Origin of the sequence: Streptomyces sp. NPDC005820, from assembly GCF_040630255.1 — a bacterium.
Taxonomy (GTDB): domain Bacteria; phylum Actinomycetota; class Actinomycetes; order Streptomycetales; family Streptomycetaceae; genus Streptomyces.
Map to the genome: position 1 here is coordinate 50,719 of NZ_JBEXXE010000030.1, position 16,621 is coordinate 67,339.

Here is a 16,621-nt window from a genome sequence, read left to right on the forward strand (position 1 = left end):
GTGTCTTCTGAATCGTGTCTTCTGAATAGGGGGGTGGGGGCGTGACAGGTGTCAACGAGGGGCGTGCGTCGGCGTCAATGCGCCGGTTTGAGCGGGAGCAGGACGCTGATGCGGAATCCTCCGCCCGGACGCGGGCCCGCGTCCAGCGTGCCGCCGACCATGCCGACCCGCTCCCGCATGCCGATCAGGCCGTGCCCCTGTCCGTCGGCGCCGCCCTCCTCGTACAGCTCGTGCGGGGCGCCCTTGCCGTCGTCCTCGACGAGCAGCCCGAGACCGTCGTCGAAGTAGACCAGCCGCACGCTCGCGCCCGCGTTCGGCCCACCGTGCTTGCGCGTGTTCGTCAGCGCCTCCTGCACGATCCGGTACGCGGTGAGCTCGACGCCGCTGGGCAGCGGCCGCGGGGTGCCCTCGATCTTGAAGTCGACCGGCAGCCCCGAACCGCGGCACTGCTGGACGAGGTCCTCGATCTGCTCCACGTCCGGCTGCGGGACGTACTCCCCGACCTCCTGGTGCTCCCCGGTGCGCAGCACGCCCAGCAGGCGGCGCATCTCGGCGAGGGCCTGCCGGCCGGTGGAGGAGATCGTCTCCAGTGCCTTCTTCGCCTGGTCGGGCGCGGCGTCGAGGACGTACGCGGCGCCGTCGGCCTGCACCACCATCACCGAGACGTTGTGCGCGACGACGTCGTGCAGCTCCCGGGCGATCCGGGCGCGCTCGGCGGCGACCGCGACCTTGGCCTGCGCCTCGCGCTCCTTCTCCAGCCGGGCGTTGCGCTCCTCCAGCTCCGCGAAGTACGCGCGCCGGGTGCGGATCGAGTCGCCGAGCACCCAGGCGAGGGCGAACGGCACGGTCTGGAAGACGATGACCGCGACCTGGCCCGGCACGCTCGCGTGCGGGTGCGGCCAGCGCAGCTGCGCCAGGGTGGCCGCGCTCAGGGCCATGACCAGGGCGAGCCGGGAGGACCAGCGGGCGCCGGTGGCCGCGACGGTGTAGACGATCACCAGCAGGGAGAAGTCGGCGGCCGTGACCCCGACGTTCAGCACCAGCTGGGCCAGCCCGAGCAGGGCGGCCAGCACCAGCATCTTCTCGGGCATGAGCCGACGCAGCGCGATGACCAGGCACAGGAGGAAGGTGACAGGCACGAGCAGCGCCATGGAGTCGGTGCCGCCCCGGTCCTGGCCCGCGGTTCCGGCAGCCGCGGTGATCCCGAACAGGACGACGGCCCAGAAGCCGTCCACCCCGGTCGGGTGTCTGCGGAGGAAGTCATAGAGGCGCTGCACGTAACCCAGCGTAGGGAAGCGCCGTGTGTGCGGGGGTCAACCGGAGGACCGATCCGGTCCCGGCGCGCATACTCCGCAAGGTGGAGGCCGTGATCACCTGTACGCCTAGTCTGACCGGATGACGCACGAAGTGAGCGACTCCGGCGGCTCCAGCGACTCCGGCGACTGGCGGGGGTGGCGGGCGGCGGCCGAGGACGCGCTGTACGGCGCGGGCGGCTTCTACCGGCGGCCCGAGGGCCCCGCCGGGCACTTCCGTACGTCGGTGCACGCCTCGCCCCTCTTCGCCCGGGCCGTCGCCCGGCTGCTGTGCCGGGTCGACGAGGCGCTGGGGCGGCCCGAGCGGCTCGACTTCGTCGACATGGCCGCCGGCCGGGGCGAACTCGTCACCGGCGTGCTCGCCACGCTCCCCGCCGAGGTGGCGGCCCGCACGCGCGCGTACGCCGTCGAACGCGCCGACCGCCCGCAAGCCCTGGATCCCCGGATCGAGTGGCTCCCCGCACCCCCGCCCGGGATCACCGGGCTGCTGTTCGCCAACGAGTGGCTCGACAACGTGCCCGTGGAGGTGGCGGAGGTGGACTCCGCGGGCGTGCCCCGGCTGGTCCTCGTACGGCGGGACGGCGCCGAACGGCTCGGGGAGCCGGTGTCGGGCGCGGCGGCGCGGTGGCTGGCGCGCTGGTGGCCGCTGCCGGACGAGCAGGGGCTCAAGCAGGGGCTGCGGGCGGAGATCGGGCTGCCCCGGGACACGGCCTGGGCGTCGGCCGTCTCGTCCGTGGCGCGCGGGCTCGCGGTGGCCGTGGACTACGCCCACACGGCGGACGCCCGCCCCCCGTTCGGCACGCTCACCGGATTCCGGGAGGGCCGCGAGACGGCACCCGTGCCGGACGGGGCGTGCGACATCACGGCGCATGTGGCGCTGGACGCGTGCGCGCAGGCCGGGGCGGTCGTGGGGGGTCCCGGCGCGCGGCTGCTCACTCAGCGCGCCGCCCTGCACGCCCTGGGCCTCGCGGGCGCACGCCCCCCGCTCGCGCTCGCCTCCACCGACCCCGCCGCGTACGTCCGCGCCCTGGCCTCCGCCGGGGAGGCCGCCGAACTCACCGCCCCGGGCGGACTCGGTGACTTCGGCTGGCTGCTCCAGCCGGTTGGAATTCCCGACCCACTCCGCTGAGCCCTACTTGTCGATGTCCCCGACCACGAAGAACATCGACCCCAGGATGGCCACCATGTCCGCGACCAGGGTGCCGGGCAGCAGCTCGGTGAGGGCCTGGATGTTGTTGTAGGAGGCCGAGCGCAGCTTCAGGCGGTACGGCGTCTTCTCGCCCTTGCTGACGAGGTAGTAGCCGTTGATGCCGAGGGGGTTCTCGGTCCACGCGTACGTGTGCCCCTCGGGCGCCTTGAGGACCTTGGGGAGCCGCTGGTTGATCGGGCCGGGCGGCAGCTCGGCCAGCCGGTCCAGACAGGCGTCCGCGAGGTCGAGCGCGTTGTGGGTCTGCGCCAGAAGGCACTCGAAGCGGGCGAGACAGTCGCCCTCCTCGCGGGTCACCACCTTCAGGACGTCCTGCAGCTCCCCGTACGCGAGATAGGGCTCGTCGCGGCGCAGGTCGAAGTCGACGCCCGAGGCGCGCGCGATCGGCCCGCTCACGCCGTACGCGTGCACGGCCTCCGGCGAGAGCACGCCCACCGCGCGGGTGCGCCCCCGGAAGATCTCGTTGCCGAGGACGAGGTCGTCGAAGACGTCCATGCGCGAGCGGACGGCGGCGACGGCGCCACGCGCGCGGGACGCCCAGCCGGCCGGCAGGTCCTCCTTGAGGCCGCCGACGCGGTTGAACATGTAGTGCATCCGCCCGCCGGAGACCTCCTCCATCACGTTCTGGAGGACCTCGCGCTCGCGGAACGCGTAGAAGACCGGTGTGATGCCGCCCAGCTCCAGCGGGTACGACCCCAGGAACATCAGGTGGTTCAGCACCCGGTTCAGCTCCGCGAGCAGCGTGCGCGTCCACACCGCCCGCACGGGGACCTCCATGCCGAGCATCCGCTCCACCGCGAGGACCACGCCCAGCTCGTTCGAGAACGCCGACAGCCAGTCGTGGCGGTTGGCCAGCATGACGATCTGCCGGTAGTCGCGCGCCTCGAACAGCTTCTCCGCGCCGCGGTGCATATAGCCGATCACCGGCTCGGCGTGCCGGATGCGCTCGCCGTCCAGCACCAGCTTCAGCCGCAGCACGCCGTGCGTGGAGGGATGCTGGGGGCCGATGTTGAGCACCATGTCGGTGCTCTCCGCGGCGCCGCCGATCCCGACCGTGGTCTCCGTCGTAGGAGTCATGGGATCCAGTCTCCCCTACGTACGCTGGCGGTATGGAAACGGGGAGCCCAGGGGGCGCCAGGACGAGCGAGGCCGCAGCGGGGACCGTGGGGGCCGGTCCGGTGTGGAACGGGCTGCCGCCGGGGCTGCTGCGGATGCGGCGGCTGTCGCTGGTGGTGTGGCTCGGGCTCGCGGCCGTCGCCGTCGGGCTGGTGCTCGGACTGTGCGTCGGCCCCGCGTGGGCCGGTTTCGCGCTGCTGCCGGTGGCCGGTATCGGCTGGGGCTGGGTGCTCCTCGGCCGCAACTGGCGCTCCTGGCGGTACGCCGAGCGCGCCGACGACCTGCTGATCAGCCGGGGCGTGCTGTGGCGCGAGGAGACCGTCGTGCCGTACGGGCGCATGCAGCTCGTCGAGGTGACCTCCGGACCCGTCGAACGGCACTTCGGGCTCGCCAGCGTCCAGCTGCACACCGCGGCCGCCGCCACCGACGCGACCATCCCGGGTCTCGACCCGGCCGAGGCGGAACGGCTGCGCGACCGGCTCACCGAACTCGGCGAGGCCCGATCGGCGGGCCTGTGACCGCCCAGGGCGTCGAGGACGACGTCCCCGGGGCGGCGGTGCGGCCGGCCGTCGCCGAGCGCCGGCTGCACCCCGTCACCCCGTTCCGGCGCGCCTGGGCCCCGGTCGCGGTGCTCGTCGGCTGGGCGGTGCACGACCCCAACCAGGCGCAGGAGCAGCTCACCCGGCTGACCACGACGACCCTGCTGATCGCGCTCGCCGTCCTGGTCCCGGCGTCCGCCGCGTACGGCTTCCTGAGCTGGTGGTTCACCCACTTCGCGGTGACCGACGGCGAACTGCGCATCCGCACCGGGCTGCTGTTCCGGCGCACCGCGCACATCCGGCTGGAGCGCATCCAGGCGATCGACGTGACCCAGCCCCTGCTCGCCCGGATGGCGGGCGTGGCGAAACTGCGGCTCGACGTCGTCGGCGCCGAGAAGAAGGACGAACTGGCCTTCCTCGGCGAGGACGAGGCACGCGCGTTGCGGGCCGAACTGCTCGCGCGGGCGGCGGGTTTCGCCCCCGAGACGGCGCGCGAGGTGGGCGAGGCGCCGGCGCGCGAGCTGCTGCGCGTCCCGGCGCGCGAGCTGGTGATCGCGCTGGTGCTGACCGGTTCGGCCTGGGGCGCGGTCGCCGCCGCCCTGGTCGTGCCGCCCGTCCTGTGGCTGGTCACGCACAGCGTGGTGACGGTCCTCGCGACCGGTCTGCCGCTGCTCGGCGCGGCGGGCGCGCGCAGCGCCGGGCGGTTCGTCGGCGAGTACGACTGGACGGTCGCCGAGTCGCCGGACGGACTGCGCATCGACCGCGGCCTGCTGGACCGGACGCACGAGACGGTGCCGCCGGGGCGGGTGCAGACCGTGCGGATCGTGCAGCCGCTGCTGTGGCGGCGCCGCGACTGGGTGCGCGTCGAACTGGACGTGGCGGGCTCGGCCAACTCCGTGCTCGTGCCGGTCGCCCCGCGCGCGGTCGCGGAGGCCGTCGTCGCGCGCGTGCTGCCCGGCGTGACCGTGCCGGCGGCGGCCTCGCTGGCACGCCCGCCGCGCCGGGCCGGGCGGTGCGTGCCGCTGTGGTGGCGGGGTTACGGGATCGCCGTCACCGACGCCGTGTTCGCCAGTCGGCACGGGCTGCTGCACCGCCGCCTCGCCCTCGTGCCCCACGCCAAGGTCCAGAGCGTACGGCTGACGCAGGGCCCCTGGCAGCGCCTGTGGCGGCTCGCCGCCGTCCATGTGGACACGGGGGCCGACAAGACCGTCACCGCCCGCCTGAGGGACGCTCAGGAGGCCGCGGAGCTGCTGCACGCCCAGGCCGAGCGGTCCCGCACGGGCCGCCGGGACGCCCGGCCCGACCGCTGGATGGCGTGACCGCTGGATGGCGTGACCGCACGGCGGGGTGGAACGCCGAAGGGCCGTACGGCTGCCGTCCGGAGGACGACGGCCGTACGGCCCTCGGGGTGACTCCCGGTCAGGACACCGCGCTGCGCAGGCCCTGGAGGTCGATCACCTCGGTCTCGTCGTGCGCGGTCAGGTCGATCACCTGGCCGACGCCGCGGGCCTCCTCGCCGGCCGGCTTGAACTCCGCCTCGGCCTCCGCCTTGTGCAGCGCGAGCGCCTCCTGGCCGACGACGTCGGCGAGGTCCTCGTTCTGCACCGACTCCAGGGCGTTCGGCGTCGCGCTCTTCGTGCCGAAGAAGTCGAACCCGCCCTCCACCGCGGGACGCCGTACCGGCTGCGCGGCGGGTACGACGGCCACGGCGGTCGGCACGGTGAAGTGCCCGGACGGCCGCACCACCGGCGCGGCGGGCCGCGGCACGAGCGCGGCGGACATGGCGCGCACCGGCTCGGGGGCGGCGGGGACGGTGGGGGCGATGGGGGCGGTGCCTTCGGGGACGGTGGCCACCGCACCGGCGGTCGCCGGGGCGGCGGTTGCGGAGACGGCAGCCGTGGACCCGCCGCGCCCGGAGCCGACGACCGCGACGGCGGCCGCGGAGACGGCGCGGTCGGCGGCGGCCGGGGCGGCCGCACGCTCGGAGCCCGCCGGAGCGGCAGCGGTCCGCTCGGCGGCAGCCCGCGCGGCGGGTGCCTGCGCGGCAGCGGTCCGCTCGGCGGCAGCCCGCGCGGCAGCGGTGCCGTCGGTGGGGGTCTCGTCGGTGGCCGTCCCCGTCGGTTCCGTGGCGGCCTCGTCCGTCGCCCGGCCCTCGCCGATCTCGTCGGTCTCCTCGGCCGGGTGGGCGGCGGCCGCGCGCGCGTGCTCGTCGGCCGCCTCGGACTGCCCCTCGGCCTCGTCCTCCTGAGCGGACTGCGCGCCACCGGTCTTCCCGGACGGAACCTGCACGGGCTCCTCCGCGCCGGAGTCCTCGGCGGCCTCGGCCGGAGCGGCGTCCGGGTCGAGCTTCGCCAGGGCCGACCGCGCCCGCGCGTACAGCTGCGAGCCCTCCGGGGAAAACGCCGCCGGAACCTTGGGCTCATCGTCGGCGGTCTCGACGGTCTCCGCGGTCTCGGGCGTCTCGGAGACCGCGGTCTCCGTCTCCCGCTCCTCCGACACGCGCGCGGGAGGCAGCGCGTGCGTCTCCGGCTCGGCCGTGTTCTCTATCTCGAGCAGTCGGCGGCCCTCCAGGGCGCTCGCCCGCTCGGTCTCCGCCGTGGCGTAACGGCGCAGCAGGGCGGCGTGCTCGTTGCGCAGGCCGGCCAGTTCGGCGCGCTTGGCCCGCAGCCGCTTCTCCAGCTTGCCGCGCAGGTCACGCGATTCGTCGAGGTCGGTCTCCAGTTCGGCGACCCGTTCCTCGAAGCGCCACTCGTCGCTCGCACGCGCGCGCGTGAGGTCGGCGACCTGTTTGCCGGCGTGCATGTCCCAGCGACGCAGCACGGCTGCCCCGACGACCGCGGTGGCCGCGGCGACGGCGGCGACGACGCGGAGCACGGCGGGATCCGAGAACACCCAGGGGCCGAAGGCGCAGGTGAGCGAGACGCCTGCGATCGCCGAGGGAGGCAACAGCCTGTGCAATGGCGGTGAATGGCGGTGACGTCCACGTGGCATGGCCAGAAACTTACCGCGCGTAGGCGAATGTTGGCGCCCCGCCCCGTAAAAACACAGCCGTACCGAAGCCTTCACAGCCCATGGAAGGGCGCGAAAGTCAAGATCAATTACTCAGCCGGCCGCTCATCCACTCCAGAGCGGGCGGAATCTCGCGCCGCCAGGTGTTGAAGTTGTGGCCGCCGCTTTCGAGGATGATCGACGAGATCCGGGTCCGGTCCGTGGCCTTCGCCAGGTCTATGAAGTTCAGCGTGGCCTTGTAGTTGGACTCGCCGACTTCGCTGCTGGTGACGAGCAGCGAGGTGTCCGGAGCGGAACGATTCTTCAGAAACCAGCGCAGATCGGCCTCCTTGCGCAGGGTCTCGTCGCCGTGGAACAGGTCGCCGGTCGTCGGATCGGTCGGCGCCTTGTAGTACGCCGACAGGCCCGCGCCCGCCGCGTACACCTCCGGATGGTGCATCGCGAGCTTCAGGGCGCAGTAACCGCCCGTGGAGTCCCCGATGATCCCCCAGCTCCCCGGCTTCTTGCCCACCCTGTAGTGGGCCGCGACGGCGTCCGGCAGGTCCTTGGCGAAGAACGACTCGGTCTGCGGCCCGCCCGGGACGTCCACGCACTCCGTGTCCCGCGGCGGAGCCACCGTCGGCCGCAGCATCACCAGGATCATCGGCTGCATCCGCCCGTCCTCGGCGAGCCGCCGCGCGGTGCGCGGGTAGTGCAGCTTGTCTATGAGGGCCTCCGCGGTGCCCGGGTAGCCCGTGAGGACGACGGCCGCGGGGAACGTACGCGTGCGGTTCTTCGCGGCGAAGTACTCGGGGGGCAGATACACATAGGCGGGCGAGTTGATGTGGGTCGTACGGCCGGCCAGCACCACCTTCTGGATCTGCCCGCCGAAGTCCGGCCGCCCGCCGCCGCCTTCCACCCGCCGGCTGTCCACGACCCGCAGCGGCCCGGCCGGGGCGCCGTTCGTGTGGTCGACGACCACACCCGGCTCCGTCTCCCGGCCGAACAGGTCCGCCCAGCTGGCGTAGAAACCGAACGCCTGATTGGCGGACAGCCCCACGGACACGAAGAGGGCCACCTGTGTGCACAGCAGCAGACCGATCCGCCCGCCGACGGCCCGCCAGGAACGCCGCGCCAGCCGTGGCCACAGCCATACCGTGCCGGCGAACAGCATTAAGGCGAACAGGACTGACAACAGCAGCACTGTGTTGCTCGTGAGACCCATACAACGGTTTCCTGCCTGCTCCTGGCCCGGGCGCGCATCCGTTCCCCCCGACTCCTTCGCGAGGGCTTGTCCCGGACTTTCCTTGGCCTTTTCGGCGGCTTTGAAGAGCGGAGTGAACCTCTCTCCCCGAGACACCGTCCTAGAGGGCGCAATGTCGCCGGATGCCCGAATCGGATCCGGATCCAAGGTCTCTCGCGGAACTACGGGATGCGATGTCTGTCAGGGAAGATGGGGAAATGTCGGGCGGGGTTCCGCACCGATCAAGCCGGGTGCGGCAGCTGATGCGAGGTCCGCGCCCCGAATCCGTACCCGCCCTCGTCGGCAGAGCCTGTGCCCTCGTGGGGCTGCTGGACGTCGCGGCGGGCATCTTCCCGCGGTTCCGGCAGAGCCGTATGCACACGCTCGCCGAGGTGCTGCCCGGCTCGTTCGGCCCGTTCGCCGCCGCGCTCTCGCTCAGCGCCGGCGTACTGCTGCTCCTGCTCGCCCACGGCCTCAAGCGCGGCAAGCGGCGCGCCTGGCGGGCGGCGGTGGCCCTGCTCCCGGCCGGCGCGGTCGCGCAGTTCGTGTACCGGCACTCGATCGTGGGCGCGCTCATCTCGCTCGCGCTGCTGGTCCCGCTGATCCTCCACCGGGACCAGTTCAGGGCCCTGCCCGACCCGCGCAGCCGGTGGCGCGCGCTCGCCAACTTCGTCCTCATGGGCGCCGGTTCCCTCGTCCTCGGACTGATCATCGTCAGCGTCCACCCGCGGCGCATGATCGGCGACCCGAGCCTGGCCGATCGCATTACCCACGTCCTGTACGGCCTCTTCGGCTTCGAGGGCCCGGTCGACTACCAGGGCAGCACCTCCTGGACCGTCGCCTTCTCCCTCGGTGCCCTCGGCTGGATCACCGCCGTCACCACCATCTACCTCGCCTTCCGGCCCGAACACCCGGCCGCCCGGCTCACCGGGGAGGACGAGGCCAGGCTGCGCGCCCTGCTCGACCGGCACGGCGGCCGCGACTCCCTCGGGCACTTCGCCCTGCGCCGCGACAAGGCCGTGGTCTTCTCCCCCAGCGGCAAGGCCGCCGTCACCTACCGCGTCGTCTCCGGCGTGATGCTGGCCAGCGGCGACCCCATCGGCGACGTAGAGGCCTGGCCCGGCGCCATCGAGCGCTTCATGGACGAGGCCAGGGCGCACTCCTGGACGCCCGCCGTCATGGGCTGCTCGGAGACCGGCGGCGAGGTCTGGACCCGCGAGACCGGCCTCGACGCCCTCGAACTGGGCGACGAGGCGGTGGTGGACGTGGCGGATTTCTCGCTCGCCGGCCGCGCGATGCGCAACGTCCGGCAGATGGTCAAGCGCATCGAACGCGCCGGTTACGAGACCCGCGTACGTCGTGTCCGTGACCTCGGCGAGGCCGAACTGGAGCGGATCCGGCTGGCCGCGGAGGACTGGCGCGGCACCGACACCGAGCGCGGCTTCTCCATGGCGCTGGGCCGCGTCGGCGACCCCGCCGACGGCGACTGCCTCATCGCCACCGCCCACAAGGCCGACGAGGCGCCCGGCCCGTACGGCGACCTGAAGGCGATCCTGCACTTCGTGCCCTGGGGCACCGACGGCGCCTCCCTGGACCTGATGCGCCGCGACCGCGCCGCCGACCCCGGCATGAACGAACTCCTCATCGTCGCCGCGCTCCAGGCCGCCCCGAAACTCGGCATCACGCGCGTGTCGCTGAACTTCGCGATGTTCCGCTCGGCGCTGGCCCGCGGCGAGAAGATCGGCGCGGGGCCGGTACTGCGCGCCTGGCGCGGGCTGCTGGTCTTCCTCTCCCGCTGGTTCCAGATCGAGTCCCTGTACAAGTTCAACGCCAAGTTCCAGCCCCGCTGGGAACCCCGCTTCGTGGTCTACCGCGCCTCGGGCGACCTCCCGCGCATCGGCTTCGCCGCCATGCAGGCCGAAGGCTTCGTGAACCTGGCCCTCCCTCTGCCCCGCTTCCTGCGCCGCCGCACCAAGGCGGCCCGCGTGTGCGCCCACGGACTCGCGGAGAGACAGGACGTACGGGCCGCCTGACCCCACGCCCGCCCGGGCCCGCCGTCCCCTCCCGGCCGGCCCGCCCGGGCCCCCGTCCCCTCCCGGACCGGCCCGGCGCAGGCCCCGCCCCCTCCCAGCCCTGGGGCCTGCGCCCGGACCGCCCGGCGTCCCGGCGCCCTGCTGGGCCTACGCTGAACGTATGAGCAAGCAGAGCGGACGCGGGCACGTCGCCGGCCTTCCGGACTGGGACCGCTGCGCGGTCATGGGCGTCGTCAACGTGACACCCGACTCCTTCTCCGACGGCGGCCGCTGGTTCGACACGACCGCCGCCGTCAAACACGGCCTCCAGCTCGTCGCCGAGGGCGCCGACCTGGTCGACGTCGGCGGCGAGTCCACCCGCCCCGGCGCCACCCGCGTCGACGAGGCCGAGGAACTGCGCCGGGTCATCCCCGTCGTCCGGGGCCTCGCCTCCGAGGGCACCGTCGTCTCCGTCGACACCATGCGCGCCTCCGTCGCCGCCCAGGCCCTCGCCGCCGGCGCCGCCCTCGTCAACGACGTCAGCGGCGGCCTCGCCGACCCCGCGATGATCCCGGCCGTCGCGGACGCGGGCGGCCCCTTCGTCGTCATGCACTGGCGCGGCTTCCTGGAGGGCGGCAACGTCAAGGGCTCCTACGAGGACGTCGTCACCGAAGTCGTCGACGAACTGCACGCGCGCGTGGAGGCCGTTCTCGCCGGCGGGGTCTCCCCCGACCGGATCGTCGTCGACCCCGGCCTCGGCTTCTCCAAGGAGGCCGACCACGACCTCACCCTGCTCGCCCACCTCGACCGGCTGCACGCCCTCGGGCACCCGCTGCTCGTCGCCGCCTCCCGCAAGCGCTTCCTCGGCCGCGTCCTGGCCGGCCCCGAGAGCGCTCCCCCGCCCGCGCGCGAGCGCGACGCCGCCACCGCCGCCGTCTCCGCGATCGCCGCGCACACCGGCGCCTGGGCGGTGCGCGTGCACGAGGTGCGCGCGACCGCCGACGCGGTACGGGTCGCGCGCGCCGTGGAAGGAGCGCGGTGACCGCCCCGCACACGGACGTCGAGCAGGTCGAGGCCGCCAACGCCGCGTTCTACGAGGCCCTCGAACAGGGCGACTTCGAAAGCGTGTCCTCGCTCTGGCTCACCCCCGCCGACCTGGGCGTCGACGAGGAGTACCACGACCCCGCCGACACCGGGGTGATCTCCTGCGTGCACCCCGGCTGGCCGGTGCTGACCGGACGCGGCGAGGTCCTGCGCTCGTACGCCCTGATCATGGCGAACACCGACTACATCCAGTTCTTCCTCACCGATGTGCATGTCTCGGTCACCGGCGACACCGCCCTGGTGACCTGCACGGAGAACATCCTCAGCGGTGGCCCCGCGCCCCGGGCGGGCGAGGAGCTCGGACCGCTCGTGGGCCAGCTGGTGGTCGCCACCAATGTGTTCCGCCGCACCCCCGACGGCTGGAAGCTCTGGTCGCACCACGCCTCCCCGGTCCTCGCCGAGAACGGCGACGAACCGGACACCGACGAGGACGACGACAGCCCCTCCTGATCCGAGAAGTGGTTGGAATCACGAACCCGTGGGCAGGTGCGGCCACCGGCCCATGAGCCACCCGGGTTCACCAAGGGAAACACCAGGTGAAAACTGCCTCCCGGGCCGCCGCACGCGCGCGCCCGCGCCCCGGTCCTGTCGGTGCGCGCAGGTAGATTCGTTCGAGGCAACCGACGATTGCAGGAGTGATTCGCGTGGATCGTGTCGCGCTGCGCGGCCTGAAGGCCCGCGGGTACCACGGTGTGTTCCCCGAGGAACGCAGGGAGGGCCAGACCTTCGTCGTGGACCTCGTCCTGGGCCTGGACACCCGCCCGGCCGCCGCCGCCGACGACCTGGCGAAGACCGTGCACTACGGCATCGTGGCGGAGGAGGTCGTGGCCGTCGTCGAGGGCGAACCGGTCAACCTCATCGAGACGCTCGCCGAGCGCATCGCCCAGGCCTGTCTGCAGCACGACGGGGTACAAGAGGTCGAGGTCGTGGTCCACAAACCGAACGCCCCGATCACGGTCCCCTTCGACGACGTGACCGTCACCATCACCCGGAGCCGAGTATGACCGCGTCCTTCACCCAGGGTCACAGCGACCCGACCGTTCAGCCGGTGCCCGCCTCCGTCGTCCAGCAGGTGGACGCCGCCGACACCACCCTGCACAACCCCAAACGCGCCGTGCTCTCCCTCGGCGCCAACCTCGGCAACCGTCTGGAGACCCTCCAGGGGGCCGTCGACGCCCTGGAGGACACCCCCGGCGTCCGCGTCAAGGCCGTCTCCCCGGTGTACGAGACGGAGCCGTGGGGCGTCGAACCCGGCAGCCAGCCCTCGTACTTCAACGCCGTCGTCCTGCTGAAGACCACCCTGCCCCCGTCCTCGCTCCTGGAGCGGGCCCACGCGGTCGAGGAGGCCTTCCACCGTGTCCGGGACGAGCGCTGGGGCGCGCGCACCCTCGACGTCGACATCGTGGCGTACGCGGGCGTCGTGGACGACGACCCGCAGCTCACCCTGCCGCACCCGCGCGCCCACGAACGCGCCTTCGTCCTCGCCCCCTGGCACGACGTGGACCCCGAGGCGCAGCTCCCCGGCCACGGCGCGGTCGCCGACCTCCTCGACGCGGTCACGGGCGAGGGCGTCACCGTCCGCAAGGACCTGGAACTCCAGCTGCCCGAGTAGTCGTTAAGGTCAAGACGACCACCACGACACTCGTCCGCGGAACGACCCGCGGAACCCGGGGGAGCTGAAGGGACACCGTGAGAGAGCTGCGCATCAGGGTGCTGGCCGGCGTGTTCGTCGTGGCCGGCGTCCTGTCCTGGGCGGGCGCCCGCCTCTGGAACTCGATCGGGACCCTGCCCAGTGTCCCCCTGGCCGCCCCCATCGTCCTCGCCCTGATCGCCGTGGTCCTGCTGTCCACGGCGCTCTCGCTGCGCGCCCGCCTCAAGGCCCAGCGCGAGCGCCGGCCCGAGGCGAAGGGCGTCGACCCCCTCATGGCGGCCCGCGCGGTCGTCTTCGGCCAGGCCAGCGCCCTGGTCGCCGCCCTCGTCGCCGGCATGTACGGCGGCACCGGGGTCTATCTCCTGGAGTCCCTGGACATCCCCGCCCGCCGCGACCAGGCCATCTACGCCGGCTTCTCGGTCCTGGCCGGCCTCGCCGTCATAGCGTCCGCCCTGTTCCTGGAGCGCGTCTGCAAACTCCCGGAGGACGACGACCACGACAAGGGCGCCGCCTCCCCCGCCTGACGTTCCCGGCCTGACGTTCCCCGGCCCGATGGCCGGGGCGCGCCTCAGTGCGCCATGATCAGGCTCATCGCCTCGTTGCGCGTGGCCATGTCCCGCAGCTGACCGCGCACCGCCGAGGTGATGGTCTTGGCCCCGGGCTTGCGGATGCCCCGCATGGACATGCACATGTGCTCGCACTCGACGACCACGATCACCCCGCGCGGCTCCAGGATCTCCATCAGCGAGTCCGCGATCTGCGTGGTGAGACGTTCCTGCACCTGGGGACGGCGCGCGAAGACATCCACGAGCCGGGCCAGCTTGGACAGCCCGGTGATCTTCCCCGAGGTGGACGGGATGTAGCCGACGTGGGCGACACCCCGGAACGGCACCAGATGATGCTCACAGGTCGAGAACACCTCGATGTCCTTGACCAGCACCATTTCATCGTGCCCCAGGTCGAACGTCGTCGTCAGCACGTCCTCGGGCTTCTGCCACAACCCCGCGAATATCTCCCGGTACGCCCGCGCCACCCGCGCCGGTGTCTCCTTCAGGCCTTCGCGGTCCGGGTCCTCGCCGACCGCGATCAGGAGTTCCCGTACGGCGTTCTCGGCGCGCTTCTCGTCGAACTCGCCGATGGAGCCCTCGCCGTCCAGCGTCACGGGGTCGGTCATGTGCTGCCTCGTTCCTAGATGCTCGATGTTCCTAGATGCTCGATGTTCCGAGATGTCCTACCACACCGTATGGATTCGGCCATATGGGAAAGCCGCGCCCCCCAGGCTAGAACCTGGGGGGCGCGGCATCCATTCCGGGCCTGGTGGGGGCTCCGGGAGCTCGGTCAGCTCTCGGTGCGGTCCTCCTGGGCGGGCTCGGTCACCGGGGCGGACTCCGCCGCGGTGGACTTCGCGGTGGAGATCGCGGGCGTCGCGCCGTTGGCGCCGTTCGTCAGTGCGAGCTCCTTGGGGGAGAGCACCGGCGGACGGGTGGACGGGGTGCGGCGGGAGGAACCGGTCCAGGCAGGTCGCGCGGGGCGCTTGACGATGGCGGAGAAGACCTCGGCGATCTCCTCCTTGCCCAGCGTCTCCTTCTCCAGCAGCTGCAGGACCAGGTTGTCGAGGACGTCGCGGTTCTCGACCAGGATCTCCCAGGCCTCGTTGTGCGCGTTCTCGATGAGCTTCTTGACTTCCTCGTCCACCAGGGCGGCGACCTCTTCCGAGTAGTCGCGCTGGTGAGCCATCTCACGGCCGAGGAACGGCTCGGTGTTGTCGCCGCCGAACTTGATCGCACCCAGACGCTCGGTCATGCCGTACTGGGTGACCATCGCGCGGGCCGTGGCGGTGGCCTTCTCGATGTCGTTCGCCGCGCCCGTGGTCGGGTCGTGGAAGACGAGCTCCTCCGCCGCGCGGCCGCCGAGCATGTAGGCCAGCTGGTCCAGCATCTCGTTGCGCGTGGTGGAGTACTTGTCCTCGTCCGGGAGCACCATCGTGTAGCCCAGCGCACGGCCGCGGCTCAGGATGGTGATCTTGTGGACCGGGTCGGAGTTCGGGGAAGCCGCCGCGACCAGGGCGTGACCGCCCTCGTGGTACGCGGTGATCTTCTTCTCCTTGTCCGACATGATCCGGGTCCGCTTCTGCGGGCCCGCGACCACACGGTCGATCGCCTCGTCCAGCATCTGGTTGTCGATCAGCTTCTTGTCGCTGCGCGCCGTGAGGAGCGCCGCTTCGTTCAGCACGTTCGACAGGTCGGCGCCCGTGAAGCCGGGGGTACGGCGGGCGACGGCGGCCAGATCGACGTCGGGCGCGACCGGCTTGCCCTTCTGGTGGACCTTGAGGATCTCCAGCCGGCCCTGCATGTCCGGACGGTCGACCGCGATCTGGCGGTCGAAGCGGCCGGGGCGCAGCAGCGCCGGGTCGAGGATGTCGGGCCGGTTCGTCGCGGCGATGAGGATCACGCCGCCCTTGACGTCGAAGCCGTCCATCTCGACGAGCAGCTGGTTCAGGGTCTGCTCGCGCTCGTCGTGACCACCGCCGAGGCCGGCGCCGCGGTGGCGGCCGACCGCGTCGATCTCGTCGACGAAGACGATCGCCGGGGCGTTCGCCTTGGCCTGCTCGAAGAGGTCACGGACTCGGGAGGCACCGACACCGACGAACATCTCGACGAAGTCGGAACCGGAGATCGAGTAGAAGGGGACGCCCGCCTCGCCGGCGACGGCGCGCGCGAGCAGGGTCTTGCCGGTGCCGGGCGGGCCGTACAGCAGCACACCCTTGGGGATCTTGGCGCCGACGGCCTGGAACTTGGCGGGCTCCTGCAGGAACTCCTTGATCTCGTGGAGTTCCTCGACGGCCTCGTCCGAACCGGCCACGTCGGCGAACGTCGTCTTCGGCGTGTCCTTGGTGATGAGCTTCGCCTTGGACTTGCCGAAGTTCATGACGCGGGAGCCGCCGCCCTGCATCTGGTTCATCAGGAACAGGAAGACGACCACGATGAGGACGAAGGGGAGCAGGGACAGCAGGATCCCGACGAAGGCGTTCTGCTTCGTCGGAGAGACCGTGTAGCCGTCCGGGATCTGCTTGTCCTGGTACTTGGTCTGCAGCGTATTGGCGATGGTCACGCCCTGGTCGCCGATGTAGCTCGCCTGGATCTTCGAGCTGCCCTTGACCTTAACGCCGTCCTTGAGCGTGACCTTGATGGTCTGCTCGTCACCGGTGGTGAGCTTGGCCGACTCGACCTTGTTCTCGTTGATCGCCGCCACGACTTGGCCGGTGTCCACCGTCTTGTAGCCGCCGGACGAGCCGACGACCTGCATCAACACGACCACGGCAAGGACGGCCAGCACGATCCACATGACCGGCCCACGGAAGTATCGCTTCACGTCCATCCATACGGAGCGGTGTCGCCCCGTCCCTCCTGCCATAGTGAGTTTGATAAGACAGTTCTTCTGACGGTAC

15 protein-coding genes are annotated in these 16,621 nt (G+C 72.1%); 9 read left to right on the plus strand and 6 right to left on the minus strand.

What is annotated here, in order from left to right; all coding sequences use genetic code 11:
• Positions 1-74: 74 nt before the first annotated feature.
• Complete coding sequence (locus tag ABZ464_RS32460; protein ID WP_359282811.1) at positions 75-1,277, minus strand: sensor histidine kinase; 1,203 nt, start codon at positions 1,275-1,277, stop codon at positions 75-77.
• Between the two features lie 118 nt (positions 1,278-1,395).
• On the opposite strand from ABZ464_RS32460, the gene ABZ464_RS32465 reads away from it, so the two are divergent.
• Positions 1,396-2,442: an SAM-dependent methyltransferase gene (locus ABZ464_RS32465; protein ID WP_359282814.1), complete on the plus strand. Its 1,047-nt coding sequence runs from the start codon at positions 1,396-1,398 to the stop codon at positions 2,440-2,442.
• 3 nt (positions 2,443-2,445) lie between these two features.
• On the opposite strand, the gene ABZ464_RS32470 is transcribed toward ABZ464_RS32465, so the two are convergent.
• Positions 2,446-3,597: an NADH-quinone oxidoreductase subunit D gene (locus ABZ464_RS32470; protein WP_359282817.1), complete on the minus strand. Its 1,152-nt coding sequence runs from the start codon at positions 3,595-3,597 to the stop codon at positions 2,446-2,448.
• Between the two features lie 32 nt (positions 3,598-3,629).
• Between ABZ464_RS32470 and ABZ464_RS32475 the strand changes: the two genes are divergently transcribed.
• The gene (locus tag ABZ464_RS32475; protein ID WP_359282820.1) at positions 3,630-4,154 is read left to right on the plus strand and encodes a PH domain-containing protein; all 525 of its coding nucleotides are present in this window, start codon (positions 3,630-3,632) and stop codon (positions 4,152-4,154) included.
• Complete coding sequence (locus ABZ464_RS32480; protein WP_359282823.1) at positions 4,151-5,494, plus strand: PH domain-containing protein; 1,344 nt, start codon at positions 4,151-4,153, stop codon at positions 5,492-5,494. The genes ABZ464_RS32475 and ABZ464_RS32480 overlap by 4 nt, the downstream gene beginning before the upstream one ends.
• A 100-nt stretch (positions 5,495-5,594) precedes the next feature.
• On the opposite strand, the gene ABZ464_RS32485 is transcribed toward ABZ464_RS32480, so the two are convergent.
• Positions 5,595-7,049: a hypothetical protein gene (locus ABZ464_RS32485; protein ID WP_359282826.1), complete on the minus strand. Its 1,455-nt coding sequence runs from the start codon at positions 7,047-7,049 to the stop codon at positions 5,595-5,597.
• 220 nt (positions 7,050-7,269) lie between these two features.
• Positions 7,270-8,388, minus strand: coding sequence for an alpha/beta hydrolase-fold protein (locus ABZ464_RS32490; protein WP_359282828.1), 1,119 nt, complete (start codon positions 8,386-8,388; stop codon positions 7,270-7,272).
• Between the two features lie 236 nt (positions 8,389-8,624).
• On the opposite strand from ABZ464_RS32490, the gene ABZ464_RS32495 reads away from it, so the two are divergent.
• The 6 genes from ABZ464_RS32495 (at position 8,625) to ABZ464_RS32520 (ending at position 13,697) form a co-directional block, all read left to right on the plus strand.
• A complete protein-coding gene (locus tag ABZ464_RS32495) occupies positions 8,625-10,439 on the plus strand; it encodes a phosphatidylglycerol lysyltransferase domain-containing protein (RefSeq protein ID WP_359282831.1) in 1,815 nt (604 codons plus the stop codon).
• Positions 10,440-10,599: 160 nt separating this feature from the next.
• The gene (folP, locus tag ABZ464_RS32500) at positions 10,600-11,460 is read left to right on the plus strand and encodes a dihydropteroate synthase (RefSeq protein ID WP_359282834.1); all 861 of its coding nucleotides are present in this window, start codon (positions 10,600-10,602) and stop codon (positions 11,458-11,460) included.
• Complete coding sequence (locus tag ABZ464_RS32505; RefSeq protein WP_359282836.1) at positions 11,457-11,972, plus strand: nuclear transport factor 2 family protein; 516 nt, start codon at positions 11,457-11,459, stop codon at positions 11,970-11,972. The genes folP and ABZ464_RS32505 overlap by 4 nt, the downstream gene beginning before the upstream one ends.
• Before the next feature lie 194 nt (positions 11,973-12,166).
• On the plus strand, positions 12,167-12,526 hold the full coding sequence (gene folB / locus ABZ464_RS32510; protein WP_359282839.1) for a dihydroneopterin aldolase: 360 nt from the start codon (positions 12,167-12,169) through the stop codon (positions 12,524-12,526).
• Complete coding sequence (folK, locus tag ABZ464_RS32515; RefSeq protein WP_359282842.1) at positions 12,523-13,134, plus strand: 2-amino-4-hydroxy-6-hydroxymethyldihydropteridine diphosphokinase; 612 nt, start codon at positions 12,523-12,525, stop codon at positions 13,132-13,134. Before folB ends, folK begins: the two co-directional genes overlap by 4 nt.
• Positions 13,135-13,211: 77 nt before the next feature.
• Positions 13,212-13,697 carry a DUF3180 domain-containing protein gene (locus ABZ464_RS32520; protein ID WP_359282845.1) on the plus strand — a complete coding sequence of 162 codons (486 nt, stop codon included), beginning with the start codon at positions 13,212-13,214 and terminating at the stop codon, positions 13,695-13,697.
• Between the two features lie 44 nt (positions 13,698-13,741).
• Here ABZ464_RS32520 and folE read toward each other — a convergent pair whose 3' ends face one another.
• Positions 13,742-14,347, minus strand: a complete 606-nt coding sequence (folE, locus tag ABZ464_RS32525; protein WP_055637907.1) for a GTP cyclohydrolase I FolE — start codon at positions 14,345-14,347, stop codon at positions 13,742-13,744.
• Positions 14,348-14,511: 164 nt separating this feature from the next.
• Entirely contained in the window at positions 14,512-16,551 is a 2,040-nt protein-coding gene (ftsH, locus tag ABZ464_RS32530) for an ATP-dependent zinc metalloprotease FtsH (protein ID WP_359282848.1), read from the minus strand.
• Positions 16,552-16,621 lie beyond the last annotated feature (70 nt).